This window comes from Saccharothrix sp. 6-C (assembly GCF_016695385.1).
GTDB lineage: Bacteria > Actinomycetota > Actinomycetes > Mycobacteriales > Pseudonocardiaceae > Actinosynnema > Actinosynnema texasense.
Genome location: NZ_CP064192.1, coordinates 1,204,740 through 1,218,738 on the forward strand (window position 1 = coordinate 1,204,740; position 13,999 = coordinate 1,218,738).

Sequence of the window (13,999 nt, forward strand, 5' to 3'; positions counted from 1 at the left end):
TGTCGCACTCCGCGCTGCGCTGCGCGGCACACCTTTCGGTGTCTGACACTGGTGGAAACGCGAACCGGGTCGAAATGGTTCCCGCTTCCCACGACCAGAAGACGTCACTGCCGTCACAGCGGTTGCGCCGCGAATCCTGAGGATTGGCTGAGAAGGATCTAGAGTTCGACCAACACGGTGAACGGACCGTCGTTCACACTACGCACCGACATCATCGCGCCGAACCGTCCCGTTTGTACTCGGGCGCCCTTCCGGCGCAGTTCCGAGACCACTTCCGCGACCAACGGCTCGGCGTGGTCGGGCCGGGCGGCGGCGGTCCACGACGGCCGCCGCCCCTTGCGGGTCTCTCCGTAAAGTGTGAACTGGCTCACCACGAGCAGGGGCGCACCGGTCGTGGCGCACGACTCTTCGTCCCTCAGGACGCGCAACTCGTAGAGCTTTCGGGCCATCGCGTGCGCCTTGTCGGCGGTGTCGTCGACGTTGATGCCGAGCAGCACCAGCAGGCCCGGCTCGTCGATCGCGCCCACGACCTCGTCGCCCACCGTGACCGACGCCTCTGTGACACGTGCCACAACCGCTCTCACGCGGGCACCACCATGCCGTGCCGGACGAGGTCGCGGACGATCGGGAGAGCGGACTCGGCCAGCGCGTCGGCGTCCAGGTCGTGCGCGTAGGCCAACAAGGTGACTAGGTCCTCCAGCGGCAGCGCGCCCCGGAAACCCGCGAGCAGCTTCGCCGCCGTCTCGTCCAGCTCGTGCTGCCAACCGGGGCCGTCCACGCGGTGCAGCCGGCGCACGACGGCCTCCCACCCCTCGTCGGCGGGGGCGGAGACCTCCTCCAGCAGCACGGTCTCCGGCACGGTGAACCGGGTGGCCAGCAGCCGGTCGTCGTCGGTGGCGCGCAGCCAGGCGACCCGGTCCAGCCAGGCGGCGGACTCGGGGCCCAGCGGGTCGTCGAAGGCGTGGCGCAGGTCTTCGCACACGACCTCGGGGTGCTCGGTGTCGGTGCGGCGGAGCGTGACGAAGCCGAACCCGACGCCCTCGACGTCGTTCTCGGCGAACCAGTCGAGCCAGGCGGCGGCCTTGGCGCGGCCTTCCTCGCCGCGCGGGTCGACGCCCGCGTCGCGCAGCCAGGTGCCCACGTAGAGGGCGGGGTCGGCGACGTCGCGCTGCACGAACCAGGCGTCCACCCCGCCGCGCGGCAGCCACGCGGAGACGCGGTCGGCCCAGTCCTCGCCCTTGCGGTGCAGCCAGGAGGCCAGGAGCTGGCCCACGCCGCCCTCGTTGAGGAAGGACGGCATCTGGCGCACGACCAGGGCGCTGGCGTCGTCGCCGGCGAGGCCGGAGTCGCGGTAGGTGTAGTCGACCCGGGGCGGGCCCACGACGAACGGCGGGTTGCAGACGACCTGGTCGAACCGCCGGCCGCGCAGGGGGCCGAACCACTCGCCCTGGCGCAGCTCGACGTCGACCTCGTTGATCCGGAACGTGCCCGCGGCCAGGGCGAGCGCGCGTTCGGACAGGTCGGTGGCGGTGATCCGGCCGGCGTGGCGGCTCGCGTGCAGCGCCTGGACGCCGCAGCCGGTGCCCAGGTCGAGCAGGGTGTCGACCCGGCGGCGGGAGGTGGCGCGGGCGAGGCTGATGGACGCGTGGCCGACGCCGAGCACGTGGTCGGCCGGCACGGGCCCGCCGCGCTGGTCGGCGTCCTGGTCGGCGATGACCCACCAGGAGCCCTCGTCGTCGCCGTAGGGGCGGATGTCGAGCCCGGCCCGCAGGCCTTCGCCGTCACCGCGCAGCACCTCGGCCTTGACGGCGGTGTCCAGGTCGACGTCGGGGAGCGCGGCCCGCACGGCGGCCTCGGACTCGGTGTCGCCGAGCAGGAACAGCCGGACGAGGGTGCCGAGGGCGCCGGCGTCCCGGGTGGCCCGCCGGGCGGCCTCCGGCTCGCCGCGGCCGAGGGCGGCGTGGGCCTGCGGCCCGAGCACGTCGACCACCCCGTCCGCGTCGTAGTCGGCGGCCCGGAACGCCTCGCGCAGCCGGGTGGTCAGGTCGGCAGAAAGATCAGGGAGCACGCGGTCATGGTCTCGCGGCCCACCCGGTCGCGCCGGACCAGCCCCCGTCGGTCACGCCAGGCTCGCCACGAAGGCCGCGAAGTTCCGCTCGGTCCGCGCCCGGTAGCCGATGAACAGGCGGTTGGCCGGCGGCACGGCCCACCGGCCCCGGTGGGCGACGTTGCGGACGCGGTGGGTCAGCCGCGCGCCGTCGGCGGTCGCCTCCACCTGGTACTCGCCGCGGTACCACCACCCGCCCTGCACGGCGACCGTCCGCCGCGCGCGGTCCACCTCGACCCGGCCGCCGCCCGCGGCCCGGATCACCGCCTCCACGGAGGTCAGCACGGAGTCCGCAGGCACGGTCGCGGTCAGCTCGATCATCGGCTCGGTCACGAATCCCCTTTCGAACACTGTTCGTTCCACGGACGATGTTCCGGACGAACGGTGTTCGTGTAAAGTACGGTGTTCGCATGACGCAGGACCCGCCCTGGCGCACGCCGCCCGTCAGACCGGCCGCCAAGCCGCGCCTGTCCCAGGAGCTGATCGTGCGCACCGGCCTGGACGTGCTGCTGCGGGAAGGCCTCGACGCGGTCAGCATGCGGCGGGTCGCGCAGGCCCTCGGCACGGGACCGGCGTCGCTCTACGCCCACGTCGCCACGAAGGACGAGCTGGTCGAGCTGATGCTGGACCAGGTACTGGAAGAGGTGCCGCTGCCCGCGCCCGACCCCGAGCGCTGGCGCGACCAGGTCCGGGAACTGCTCCGGGCCCAGGTCAGGGCCATGCGGTCGTACCCCGGCATCGCGAAGGTCGCCTGGCAGGTGATGATCCCGGTCGGCCCGAACGCCCTGCGCCACGCCGAGGCGCTGCTCAGCCTCCTGCGCGCGGGCGGCCTGCCGCTCACCCGCGCCGCCTACGCCGCCGACGCGCTCGCGCTCTACACCAAGGCGTTCGCCTACGAGGGCAGCATGTGGGGCGCGGTCGACCAGACCGAGATCGCGGCCCGGGGCAGGCGGATGGGGGAGTACCTGGCCTCGGTGCCGCCGGACGCGTTCGTGCACGTGCCCGCCGCCGGCCACCTGTTCACCGCCGAGACCGCCGCCGAGCGGTTCGAGTTCGGCCTGGACATGCTGCTCGGCGGGCTCAGGGCGTGATCGCCAGCGCGATGGCCATGGCCAGCCGCTGCTCCGGGTCGTCCAACGGCAACGACGTCACCGCCGCCATCCGCTGCATCCGGTAGCGCAACGTGTTCGGGTGCACCGACAGCACCCGGGCGGCCTCGCGGGAGTCCCCCTGGGCCGCCAGCCAGGCCCGCAACGTCATCGCGTACTGCGTGCCGTGCTCGGCGTCGTGCCGCACCAGGTCCGCCACCGGCCCGCGCGACGGCAACCGCCCGGCCTCCGCCACCGCCGCCAACCGCCGCAGCAGCACCCGCGCCCACGCCCGGTCGTACACCACGGGCTCGCCCTCGGACAGGGCCAGGCACTCGTCGGCCTCGCCGCGCGACGCGGGCAGCGACGCGGCGTCCGCCCGGCCGCCGACCCCGGCCAGCACGACCGCTTCGGCGGGCAGCTCACGCCCGAGCGCGCGCACCCAGTCCACGGCCGTCGCCGGGTCGTCCCCGCACGGCAGCACGGTGTAGAGCACGTTGCCGAACAACGCCGACCGGCCCGGCCGCGACCAGCCGAAACCCGCCGTCGCCCGGGAGAACGCCAGCAGCGCCGCCCCGTGCTCGCCCTCGCCGGCGTGCGCCTGCACGGCGATCACCCGCAGGTCGGTCGACGGCAACCCCAGCCGGGCCAGGTTCGCGGGCAGCCCCGAGTCCAGCGCCTCGATCACCAGGTCCGCCTCGGCCTGCCGCTCCAGGTCCGCCGACGCCCGCGCCCGCAGCAGGTGCAGCGCCGCCGTCCGCGCGCCGTCCACCAGCGCCGCCGCCCGCACCGCGTCCACCGGGTCGTCCACCTCGACCCACACCGAGCCCAGCAGCTCGCGCCCGGCCCGCACCGCCGCCACCAGCCGCCCGCCGAGCTGGTCGGTCAGCTTCGGCACGAACAGCGGCTCGTCGGACCGCGCCAGGTGGGTGAACACGCCGTACCCGTCCAGCGCCTGCCAGGCCTCCTCCGGCACCCGCCGGCCCAGGATCGTCTGCACCCGCACCGGGTCGACGCCCTGCTGCCGGTAGGAGTAGGCCAGCACCCGGGACTGCTGGTCCTCGATCGTCACGGGCCCGCCGACCACCGCCGCGATCACGTCCGCCACCGCGAACAGGTCGCCGGCGCCCTGCCCGCCCAGCACGAGGGTCTGCGCGACGTTCGCCAACTGCCCCCACGGCACCGACGGGTCCACCAGCAGCACCGCCGCCCCGGACCGCTTCGCGGCGGCCAGCACCCGTTCGTCCAGCGGCGGCGCGCCGTGCAGCACGACCGCCGCCGCCGACGTGCCGCCGACCAGCCGCGCCGCGGCGGCGGGCGAGGGCACGCCCAACCCGAGCAGCACGTCGTCCGCCGCGGCCGCGGTGTGCTCCGCCGGGTCGTGCAGCGCCACCCCGCGCAGCTCCACGTCCCGCCCGCGTGGCGCGCAGCTCAGGTGCGTGCCGAGGCTCCCGAGCACGTCCACCAGGCGATCAAGGGCGACCACAGCCGGGATCGTACGGCGTCGGATCAGGCCGCCGCCGTCCGCGCGGCAGCGGCCAAAAACACAATCCGCAGGTATCCGTCGCGCCCGCGTGGTGGGACGATGGAGGCATGGTCAGTCCCGAGCGCGACGGCACACCGGTGCTCATCACCGAGGCAGCGCCCTCCTACGAGGAGCAGCACGCCGCGCGCAAACGCAAGTACGCGATCATGATGGGCGCCCGCATCCCGTGCCTCATCCTGGCGATGGTCTTCTACCAGACCTGGTGGCTGGCCCTGGCGCTGATCGTGCTGTCCGTGCCGCTGCCGTGGATGGCCGTGCTGATCGCGAACGACCGGCCTCCCCGCAAGGCGGAGAAGGCCAGCCGGCTCACCAAGGAGCACCGGGCGATCGAGTCGCGCCCGCATCACGTCATCGAGGGCTGACCCGCCGCCGACGGCTGCGCCCCGACCGCGGACACGGCCCGGGCCGCCGCGCGCACCCCGCCGAGCAGCGCGTCCAGCCGGGACGCGCCCGCCAGCCACGCCGCCAGCAGCCCGGCGTCGAACGCGTCGCCGGCGCCCGTCGAGTCCACGCACTCGACGTCCTCGGCCGGCACCGACACCACGCCGTCCCGGTCCACCCAGCTCGCGCCGTCCGCGCCGGACGTCAACGCCACCGCGCCCACCACGTCCAGCAGCGCCGAGGCCGACGCCGGCTCCGCCGACCCGGTGAGCGCCACCAGCTCCTCGGTGTTGGGCAGCAGCAGGTCGACGCCGCGGACGTCCTCCAGGAACCCGTCGTAGATCAACGCCGACGACTGCGGGTCGACCGACGTGGTCAACCCGGCCTCCCGGGCCGCGCGCAGCACCGCCAACCCGGCGGGCCGCGACGACGCGTCCAGCAGCACGTACCCGGACAGGTGCAGGTGCGAGGCGTCCCGCAGCAGCCCCCGGTCCAGGTCGCCGGGGGAGAAGCGGGCGTTCGCGCCCCGGTCGGGCAGCATGCTGCGCTGACCGGTCTCGTCCACCAGCACCACCACGCAGCACGTCGCCGCCTCGGTGTCCACGGCGAACGCGCACCGCACCCCGGCCGACGTCAGCTCGGCGTGCACCTGGCGGCCCGCCGAGTCCGCGCCCACCCGCGCCACCAGCACCGGCGACGTGCCGCACGCGGCCAACCACACCGCCGTGTTGGCGCCCGCGCCGCCGGGCTCGATGGTCACCGACGCCCGCGAGTCGCCGCCGTGCACGATCGGCCCCGCGTGCCGGGCCACCACGTCCAGGCCGGCGTCACCGACGACGACGATCCCGCTCACGACGCCTCCCCGCCGAGGCTCGTCGCGGTCGTGACCGGCCGCACTGCGCCCCGTGGCGACCTCGCGACCTCGCTCACGCCGCCAGCTCCACGGCCACCGCCGCGGCCAGGGCGGCGTTCGACACGACCAACGCCTCGTTGGCGTCCAGGCTCACCCCGCCGCTCGCGGTGTGGAAGTGCTCCAGCAGCACGGGCGTGACCTCCTTGCCGTGCACGTCGCGCGTGCGCAGCAGCTCCAGGCCCTCCGCCAGCAGCCGGTCGTGCAGGTCGGCGTCCATCTCGAAGTCGACCGGGATCGGGTTGGCCAGCAGCACGCCCGCCGCGCCGGGCACCGTCCGGTGCGCCGCGACCACGGCGGCGGCGTCCCGCGCCGAGTCGACCCGCCACGGCACGCCGAACGCCGACTCGCGCCGGTAGAACGCGGGGAAGCGGTCCGTGCCGAAGCCGATCACCGGCACCGAGCGGGTCTCCAGCAGCTCCAGCGTGGCGCCCATGTCCAGGATCGACTTCACGCCCGAGCACACCACCAGCACCGGCGTCGTGGCCAGCACGTCCAGGTCGGCGGACACGTCCCAGGTCTCGCGCGCGCCCCGGTGCACGCCACCCAGACCACCGGTGGCGAACACCCCGATGCCCGCCGCGTGGGCCAGCGCGGCCGTGCTCGCGACGGTCGTCGCGCCGTCTCGCTTCAGCGCGTACGCGGCGCCCAGGTCCCGTCGCGACAGCTTCACCAGGTCGTTGGCGGGGTCGCAGACGCGGTCGAGTTCGGCGGGGGTCAACCCGATCTTGGGCACGCCGCCGAGCACGGCGATCGTGGCGGGCACCGCGCCCGCGGCGCGCACCACGCCTTCGAGCCGTTCGGCGACCTCGCGGTTGCGGCCGGGCGGCAGCCCGTGGGACAGGATCGTGCTCTCCAACGCGACCACCGGCCGGTTCTCGGCCAGGGCGGATCGGACCTCTTCGGTGACGCTCGGCGTGCTCACGAGGGGCCATCATCCCAGGTACGCTGTCCGCGTGAGCACGCAGACTCTGCCCGAGGTGGAGACCCGGCCGGAAGGCACGGACCACACCGGGGACGACACCCCGAAGATGTTCCACTACGTGCGCAAGGCCAAGATCGCGGAAAGCGCGGTGATGGGCACGCACGTGGTGGCGTTGTGCGGCGAGGTGTTCCCGGTGACGAAGTCGCCGAAGCCGGGCTCCCCCGTCTGCCCCGAGTGCAAGAAGATCTTCGACGGCCTGCCCAAGGGCGGCGGCGGCGAGTAGGACCCGCTAGGACGGCCCCGGCGTCGACCCGCCGGGGCCCGACCCGTGCCCGCTCACCGGCGTCTCGCGCGGCCCGCGCCGCTCCACCGGCAACGGCACGGTGTGGTTGGTGTCCGCGGGCGACGGCGCGGTGTGGTCGCGGTCCGGCGCGGTGTCCGCCGGCGGACCGGCCTGGGGCGGCTGCCTGACCTCGTCGGACCGGATCCGCTCGGCGGCGCGCTCCAGCTCCAGCCGCTGCCACCGCCGGCGCTGCCGCCGGGTCATCCTCGCCGGCCACATCTCCTGCAACGCGCTGTTGAAGTACGCGCCGAGCGTGATCGCCAACCCGATCAGGTAGGCGAACAGCAGGAACGCGATCGGCGTCGCCAACGCGCCGTAGGTGTACCCGGTGGTCGTGATCCACTGGATGTAGAGCCGCAGCCCGATGGACGACAGCAGGAACACCGCCATCGCCAGCACGGCGCCCGGCACGAGCCGGTGCCACGGCAGCTTGTTCGGCAGCGACAGCTTGTACAGCGTCGCCAGCGCCACCACCAGCAGCACCGCCATGCCCGGGTAGTAGAACCCGCTCAGCCACGACTCGATGGTCGGCTGCCACGAGTCCGGGAACACCTGCGGCAGCAGGTCCGGGCCCAGCGCCACCACCGGCAGGCCGATGATCAGCAGCACCAGGCTCGCCATGTACAGCAGCAGCGCGAAGATCCGCTGCCACACCTCGTTGCGCACGCCGTACTGGTCGTGCGCGGCGGTGATCGCGTCCACGAACGACGACATCGCCGACGACCCGGCCCACAGCGAGATCAGGAACCCGACCGAGACGATCTCGCCCTTGCCGGTGGTGAGGATCTGGTCGACGGTGGGCACGATCACCCCGTTGACCACGTCCTGGCTGAAGATCGTCCGGCAGGTGGAGATGATCCGGTCCTTGACCGCGCTCACGACCTCCGGCCCGAACCAGTCGCCCAGGTAGCCGAGGCTGCCCAGCAGGCCCAGCAGCAGCGGCGGGAACGACAGGACCTGCCAGAACGCCGCCTCGGCCGCCTCGGAGAAGATGCTGCCTTCCCAGGCCTTGGAGAGCGTGCGCGCCAACAGGCGCAGGGGCCCCTTGCGGCCCGTGCTGCGTGCTGTCTCGTCCCTCGGCGAACCCATCGCAACATCAAGCATGGTGCATGGCGGGTGATTTCGCGGCATCGGCGACCGTGGGCCGCGGGCCGAGCGGGTAGGCTGTCGATGCCCTCGACCGGTCACCCGCACCGAGGGCATTTGCGTGTCCACCACCGCAACACCGCCGCACGACCGCCGCGGCACCACCGCTGATCAGCGCAGGAAGGGTTCGAGGTTGTCGCAACCGCAAGTCGCCGCGACCCGACCGCTGCGAGCCTGGCAGCGCCGCGCGCTCACCAAGTACCTGGCCGCGAAACCGAAGGACTTCCTGGCCGTCGCCACGCCCGGCGCGGGCAAGACGACCTTCGGCCTGCGCGTCGCCGCCGAGCTGCTGGCCGACCGCACGATCGAGGCCGTCACCGTCGTCACGCCCACCGAGCACCTCAAGCACCAGTGGGCGCAGGCGGCGGCCGAGGCGGGCATCGCGATCGACTCGAACTTCCGCAACACCAACGCGATGACCTCCCGCGACTACCACGGCGTCGCGCTCACCTACGCCCAGGTCGCCGCCCACCCCACGCTGCACCGGGTGCGCACGGAGAACCGCAAGACGCTCGTGCTGCTCGACGAGATCCACCACGGCGGCGACGCCAAGTCGTGGGGTGACGCGATCCGCGAGGCGTTCACGCCGGCCGTGCGGCGGATGTGCCTGACCGGAACGCCGTTCCGCTCGGACGACTCGCCGATCCCGTTCATCAGCTACGAGCCGGGCCCGGACGGCGTGCAGCGCAGCCGCGCGGACCACTCCTACGGCTACTCCGACGCCCTGCGCGACGGCGTGGTCCGGCCGGTGATCTTCCTGGCCTACTCGGGCGAGGCGAGCTGGCGCACCAGCGCGGGCGAGGAGTTCTCCGCCCGGCTCGGCGAGCCGCTGACCCAGGAGCAGACCGCGCGGGCGTGGCGGGTGGCGCTGGACCCGACGGGCGAGTGGATGCCGTCGGTGCTCAAGGCCGCCGACATGCGCCTGACCCAGCTGCGCCAGGGCGGCATGCCGGACGCGGGCGGCCTGGTGATCGCCACCGACCAGACCGTGGCCAAGGCCTACGCCGAGATCCTCAAGCGCAACACCGGCCACGACGCGACCCTGGTGCTCTCCGACGACCCGAAGGCGTCCGGCCGGATCGCCGAGTTCGCCGCCTCGCAGGACCGCTGGCTGATCGCGGTCCGCATGGTGTCCGAGGGTGTGGACGTGCCGCGGCTGGCCGTCGGCGTGTACGCCACCAGCGCCTCGACGCCGCTGTTCTTCGCCCAGGCCGTCGGCCGGTTCGTGCGCCAGCGCGCCAGGGGCGAGACGGCCAGCGTGTTCCTGCCCAGCGTGCCGGTCCTGCTCGGGCTGGCCAGCGAGCTGGAGCAGCAGCGCGACCACGTGCTCGGCAAGCCGCACCGCGAGAAGGACGGCTGGGACGACGAGCTGCTGGCCCAGGCCAACCAGGCCAAGGACGAGCCGGGCGAGGAGGAGAAGGCGTTCACCGCGCTGGGCGCCTCCGCCGAGCTGGACCAGGTGATCTACGACGGCTCGTCGTTCGGCACGGCCGCGTTCGCGGGCAGCGACGAGGAGCAGGAGTACCTGGGGCTGCCGGGTCTGCTGGAGCCCGACCAGGTGCGGGCGCTGCTGCGGCAGCGGCAGGAGAAGCAGCTCGTCGAGGCCAGCAAGCGCCAGGTCGCCGCACCGGCGGCGCCGCCGCCCGCCGCGACGCGGCCCGCCGGCGTGCAGGAACGGCTGGCGCAGCTGCGCAAGGAGCTCAACACGCTCGTGGCCATGCACCACCACCGCACGAAGAAGCCGCACGGCAAGATCCACAACCAGTTGCGCGAGTACTGCGGGGGCCCGCCGACGGCCATGGCGAGCATCGAACAGCTCGAGGAGCGGATCGCCACGCTCCGCTCTTGGTGACCTTTGTTGTGACCCGAGGTGACCGACTACTGCATTGGACGTAGTCAGATGTCCGTTCGGTTACCTCCTCGTTAGCGCATCGTGCCTACTTTACCGGTCAAGTGTGCTTCCGGTCACCGCCTGTCCCGGCATACGTTGTGCGCCACAACATTTACGCTCCTGCGTGAAAGGGATGGCGGATGCGCAGCAAGAGCCTCGCTCTCATCGCCGTTGGCACCGGCCTCGCCGTTGCCATGACGGCATGTGGCGCCAACACGTCCGGCGGCAACTCACCCGCCTCGGACACCAACACGAACAGCGGCTCGGGCGGCGCGAAGGTCGGCGTCATCCTCCCCGAGACCGCCAGCTCCGCGCGCTGGGAGGGCTTCGACAAGCCGCTCCTGAAGAAGGCGCTGGAGGCCGAGGGCCTCCAGGCGGACATCCAGAACGCCCAGGGCGACGTGCAGAAGTTCTCCACGCTCGCCGACGGCATGATCAACGCCGGCGTCAAGGTCCTGATCATCGCCACGCCGAACAGCGAGATCGGCGCGACGGTCGCGAAGAAGGCCGAGGCGCAGGGCATCCCGGTCATCGACTACGACCGGCTGAACCTGGGCGGCAGCTCGAAGTACTACGTCTCGTTCGACAACGAGAAGGTCGGCGAGCTGCAGGGCCAGGGCCTCGTCGAGGGCCTCGCCGCGCTGGCGCCCGCCAAGAAGCCGGCCGAGATCATCGAGATCGAGGGCGCGCCGACGGACAACAACGCGACGCTGTTCTACAACGGCCAGCAGAAGGTCCTCAAGCCGAAGTACGAGGCCGGTGACCTGAAGCTCGTCCAGTCGAAGCCGATCGACAAGTGGGACAACCAGGTCGGCGGCACCACCTTCGAGCAGATCCTGACCGGCAACGGCCAGAAGGTGGACGGCGTCGTCGCCGCCAACGACGGCCTCGCGGGCGCGATCATCACCGTGCTCAAGAAGTACGGCCTGAACGGCAAGGTCCCGGTCACCGGCCAGGACGCCACCCCGGAGGGCCTGCAGGCCATCCTGCGCGGCGACCAGTTCATGACCGTGTTCAAGCCGATCAACGAGCAGGCCGAGGCCACCGCCAAGCTGGCCGCCGCGCTGGCCAAGGGCGACACGGCCGCCGCCGACAAGATGGCGACCGGCGTCACCAAGGACACCACCGGCAACCGCGACGTCAAGTCGGTCCTGCTGCCCGCGCAGCTGATCACCAAGGACAAGGTCAAGACGGTCGTGGACGCGGGCTTCGTCAAGGCGACGGAGGTCTGCGGCGGCGACCTGGCCGCCGTCTGCACCGAGCTCGGCATCAAGTAAGTCAAGGCTCGCGCCGGGGCGGGGTGTGGGAGACGCACCCCGCCCCGGCGCGCCCACCCACGTGTGGGGCTGCACCCGAGAACGGGTTGGACCCCTTCAGACGGGTTAGACGGAGGAATTCCAGTGAGCGAGCCGATCCTCGAGCTGCGCGGCATCAACAAGAGCTTCGGGCCCGTGCACGTCCTGCACGACATCGACTTCGAGGTCCACCCGGGCCAGGTCACGGCGCTCGTCGGCGACAACGGCGCGGGCAAGTCGACGTTGGTCAAGTGCATCGCGGGCATCCACCCGACCGACTCCGGTCAGGTCGTGTTCGACGGCGAGGAAGTGCACATCCACGGCCCGCGCGACGCCGCGCACCTGGGCATCGAGGTCGTCTACCAGGACCTCGCGCTGTGCGACAACCTCGACATCGTGCAGAACATGTTCCTCGGCCGGGAGCGCGGCAAGCTGGGCATGCTCGACGAGGCGGACATGGAGCAGGCCGCCCGCAAGACGCTGACCTCGCTGTCGGTGCGCACGGTCAAGTCGGTGCGCACGCAGGTCGCGTCGCTGTCCGGCGGTCAGCGGCAGACCGTGGCCATCGCCAAGGCCGTGCTGTGGAACAGCAAGGTCGTGCTGCTGGACGAGCCGACCGCGGCGCTGGGCGTCGCCCAGACCCGCCAGGTCCTCGACCTGGTGCGCCGGCTGGCCGAGCAGGGCCTGGGCGTCGTGCTGATCAGCCACAACATGAACGACGTGTTCGAGGTCGCGGACCGCATCGCCTGCCTGTACCTGGGCCGGATGGCGGCCGAGGTCAACACCAAGGACGTCACCCACGGCCAGGTGGTCGAGCTGATCACCGCCGGCCGCTCCGGGGACCTGGGCATCGCCCGACCCGAATCCGCGACCATCTGATGCCCGCCCCGGATCGACACCGGCACAGTAGAGCTCCCCACGACGAGGAACGCAGCATGCCCAACACCACGAGCGAGACCGCCCCGGACGCACCCCAGGGGTCGGCGATCTCCGACTTCGGCATCGACACCACGTCCCAGTCCACCGGCGAGGCGGTCCGCGACTACACGGCCCGGCTGCGGGGCGGCGAACTCGGCTCCCTGCCCGCGCTGCTCGGCGTGGTCGTGCTGCTGATCGTGTTCAGCTCCCTCGCGGACACCTTCCTGACCCTGGGCAACATCGCGAACCTCCTCGCGCAGGGCGCGAGCGTCGTGATCATCGCCATGGGCCTGGTGTTCGTCCTGCTCCTGGGCGAGATCGACCTGTCCGCGGGCACCGCCTCCGGCGTCACCGCCTCGGTGATGGCGCTGCACCTGATCAACGGCGGCAACCTGCTCGGCGGCATGGGCGACACCGTCTTCTACCTCTTCTGCGGCCTGCTGGCGCTGGCCGCCGTGCTGGCCGGGCTCATGCGCATCTGGGCGGGCGTCGCCATGTCGGTGATCGCGCTGGTCATCGCGCTGGTCGGGGTGCCCGCCAACCCGTGGGTCGAGATGCTGCTGGCCGTCTGCGTCGGCACCGCGATCGGCTGCATCACCGGCTTCCTGGTCGCCCGCGTCGGCATCCCCTCGTTCGTCGTGACCCTCGCGCTGTTCCTGGCCTGGGGCGGTGTCATCCTCCAGTTCATCGGCGAGGGCGGCACGCTCGGCCTGCGCGACGACGTGATCTTCAACGTCGCCAACGGCAACCTGAGCACCGCGGGCTCGTGGGCGCTGTTCGTCATCGCCGCCGGCGGCTACGGGGCGGTCGTGCTCGGCCGCCACTTCAGCAGGCTGCGCCGCGGCCTGGTCGCGTCGCCCACCCCGATCGTGCTGGTCAAGGTCGGCGTGGTGCTCGTGCTGGGCGCGGTGGCCACCTACGCCTTGACGCTCAACCGCTCCAAGAGCGACCTCGTGGTGATCACCGGCGTGCCGTTCGTGGTGCCGATCGTGCTCGTCCTGCTGGTCATCGGCACGTTCGTGCTCGAACGCACCCGCTACGGCCGGCACGTCTACGCCGTCGGCGGCAACCAGGAAGCCGCCCGCCGCGCCGGCATCAACGTGGCGCAGATCCGGATGAGCGTGTTCGTGATCGCCTCCTCGATGGCGGCCATCGGCGCGATCGTCTACTCGTCGAAGGTCGGCTCGGTCGACCCGAACGCCGGTGGCGGCAACACGCTGCTGATGGCGGTCGGCGCGGCCGTGATCGGCGGCACGTCGCTGTTCGGCGGCAAGGGCAAGCTGCGCGACGCGGTTATCGGTGGCGCGGTGCTCGCGATCATCCAGAACGGCATGGGCCTGCTCGACCAGCCCGCCGCCGTGGTGTTCATCGTGACCGGCCTCGTGCTGCTCCTGGCCGCGAGTGTCGACGCGCTGTCCCGCCGCCGGGCGGCGTCCACCGTCCGCTGAC

14 protein-coding genes are annotated in these 13,999 nt (G+C 72.5%); 7 read left to right on the forward strand and 7 right to left on the reverse strand.

The features are described from left to right. Positions 1 to 158: 158 nt before the first annotated feature. From dtd to IOD16_RS05705, 3 genes are read right to left on the reverse strand one after another with little or no spacing between them, the layout of a single operon-like run. A complete protein-coding gene (gene dtd, locus IOD16_RS05695; protein ID WP_201439182.1) occupies positions 159 to 584 on the reverse strand; it encodes a D-aminoacyl-tRNA deacylase in 426 nt (141 codons plus the stop codon). Further along, entirely contained in the window at positions 581 to 2,068 is a 1,488-nt protein-coding gene (locus tag IOD16_RS05700; protein ID WP_201439183.1) for a DUF7782 domain-containing protein, read from the reverse strand. Before IOD16_RS05700 ends, dtd begins: the two co-directional genes overlap by 4 nt. 51 nt (positions 2,069 to 2,119) lie before the next feature. Further along, positions 2,120 to 2,440: a hypothetical protein gene (locus IOD16_RS05705; protein WP_236594769.1), complete on the reverse strand. Its 321-nt coding sequence runs from the start codon at positions 2,438 to 2,440 to the stop codon at positions 2,120 to 2,122. Between the two features lie 77 nt (positions 2,441 to 2,517). Between IOD16_RS05705 and IOD16_RS05710 the strand changes: the two genes are divergently transcribed. After that, the gene (locus IOD16_RS05710) at positions 2,518 to 3,198 is read left to right on the forward strand and encodes a TetR/AcrR family transcriptional regulator (protein WP_201439184.1); all 681 of its coding nucleotides are present in this window, start codon (positions 2,518 to 2,520) and stop codon (positions 3,196 to 3,198) included. Here IOD16_RS05710 and IOD16_RS05715 read toward each other — a convergent pair. Further along, a complete protein-coding gene (locus tag IOD16_RS05715) occupies positions 3,188 to 4,681 on the reverse strand; it encodes a PucR family transcriptional regulator (protein WP_123743322.1) in 1,494 nt (497 codons plus the stop codon). The two genes, IOD16_RS05710 and IOD16_RS05715, sit on opposite strands and share 11 nt — an antisense overlap. A 107-nt stretch (positions 4,682 to 4,788) precedes the next feature. Between IOD16_RS05715 and IOD16_RS05720 the strand changes: the two genes are divergently transcribed. Then, positions 4,789 to 5,103, forward strand: coding sequence for a DUF3099 domain-containing protein (locus IOD16_RS05720; RefSeq protein WP_123743321.1), 315 nt, complete (start codon positions 4,789 to 4,791; stop codon positions 5,101 to 5,103). Here the strand turns inward: IOD16_RS05720 and IOD16_RS05725 are convergent. Both IOD16_RS05725 and IOD16_RS05730 read right to left on the reverse strand, forming a co-directional pair. Continuing rightward, positions 5,085 to 5,975 (reverse strand): carbohydrate kinase family protein, encoded by an 891-nt coding sequence (locus IOD16_RS05725; protein WP_201439185.1) that lies wholly within the window; start codon positions 5,973 to 5,975, stop codon positions 5,085 to 5,087. The two genes, IOD16_RS05720 and IOD16_RS05725, sit on opposite strands and share 19 nt — an antisense overlap. A gap of 73 nt (positions 5,976 to 6,048) precedes the next feature. After that, positions 6,049 to 6,957, reverse strand: a complete 909-nt coding sequence (locus IOD16_RS05730) for a pseudouridine-5'-phosphate glycosidase (RefSeq protein WP_123743319.1) — start codon at positions 6,955 to 6,957, stop codon at positions 6,049 to 6,051. Positions 6,958 to 6,988: 31 nt separating this feature from the next. On the opposite strand from IOD16_RS05730, the gene IOD16_RS05735 reads away from it, so the two are divergent. Continuing rightward, positions 6,989 to 7,240 carry a DUF3039 domain-containing protein gene (locus IOD16_RS05735; RefSeq protein WP_053717182.1) on the forward strand — a complete coding sequence of 84 codons (252 nt, stop codon included), beginning with the start codon at positions 6,989 to 6,991 and terminating at the stop codon, positions 7,238 to 7,240. Positions 7,241 to 7,246: 6 nt separating this feature from the next. Here the strand turns inward: IOD16_RS05735 and IOD16_RS05740 are convergent, their stop codons facing one another. Further along, positions 7,247 to 8,404: a YihY/virulence factor BrkB family protein gene (locus IOD16_RS05740; protein ID WP_201439186.1), complete on the reverse strand. Its 1,158-nt coding sequence runs from the start codon at positions 8,402 to 8,404 to the stop codon at positions 7,247 to 7,249. Positions 8,405 to 8,579: 175 nt separating this feature from the next. Between IOD16_RS05740 and IOD16_RS05745 the strand changes: the two genes are divergently transcribed. From IOD16_RS05745 to IOD16_RS05760, 4 genes are all read left to right on the forward strand, one after another. Further along, the gene (locus tag IOD16_RS05745; RefSeq protein WP_201439187.1) at positions 8,580 to 10,298 is read left to right on the forward strand and encodes a DEAD/DEAH box helicase; all 1,719 of its coding nucleotides are present in this window, start codon (positions 8,580 to 8,582) and stop codon (positions 10,296 to 10,298) included. A gap of 179 nt (positions 10,299 to 10,477) precedes the next feature. Next, the gene (locus tag IOD16_RS05750) at positions 10,478 to 11,614 is read left to right on the forward strand and encodes a sugar ABC transporter substrate-binding protein (protein ID WP_123743316.1); all 1,137 of its coding nucleotides are present in this window, start codon (positions 10,478 to 10,480) and stop codon (positions 11,612 to 11,614) included. A gap of 123 nt (positions 11,615 to 11,737) precedes the next feature. Continuing rightward, positions 11,738 to 12,511 carry an ATP-binding cassette domain-containing protein gene (locus tag IOD16_RS05755; RefSeq protein WP_123743315.1) on the forward strand — a complete coding sequence of 258 codons (774 nt, stop codon included), beginning with the start codon at positions 11,738 to 11,740 and terminating at the stop codon, positions 12,509 to 12,511. A gap of 56 nt (positions 12,512 to 12,567) precedes the next feature. Further along, positions 12,568 to 13,998: a sugar ABC transporter permease gene (locus tag IOD16_RS05760; protein ID WP_201439188.1), complete on the forward strand. Its 1,431-nt coding sequence runs from the start codon at positions 12,568 to 12,570 to the stop codon at positions 13,996 to 13,998. Position 13,999: the final 1 nt, after the last annotated feature.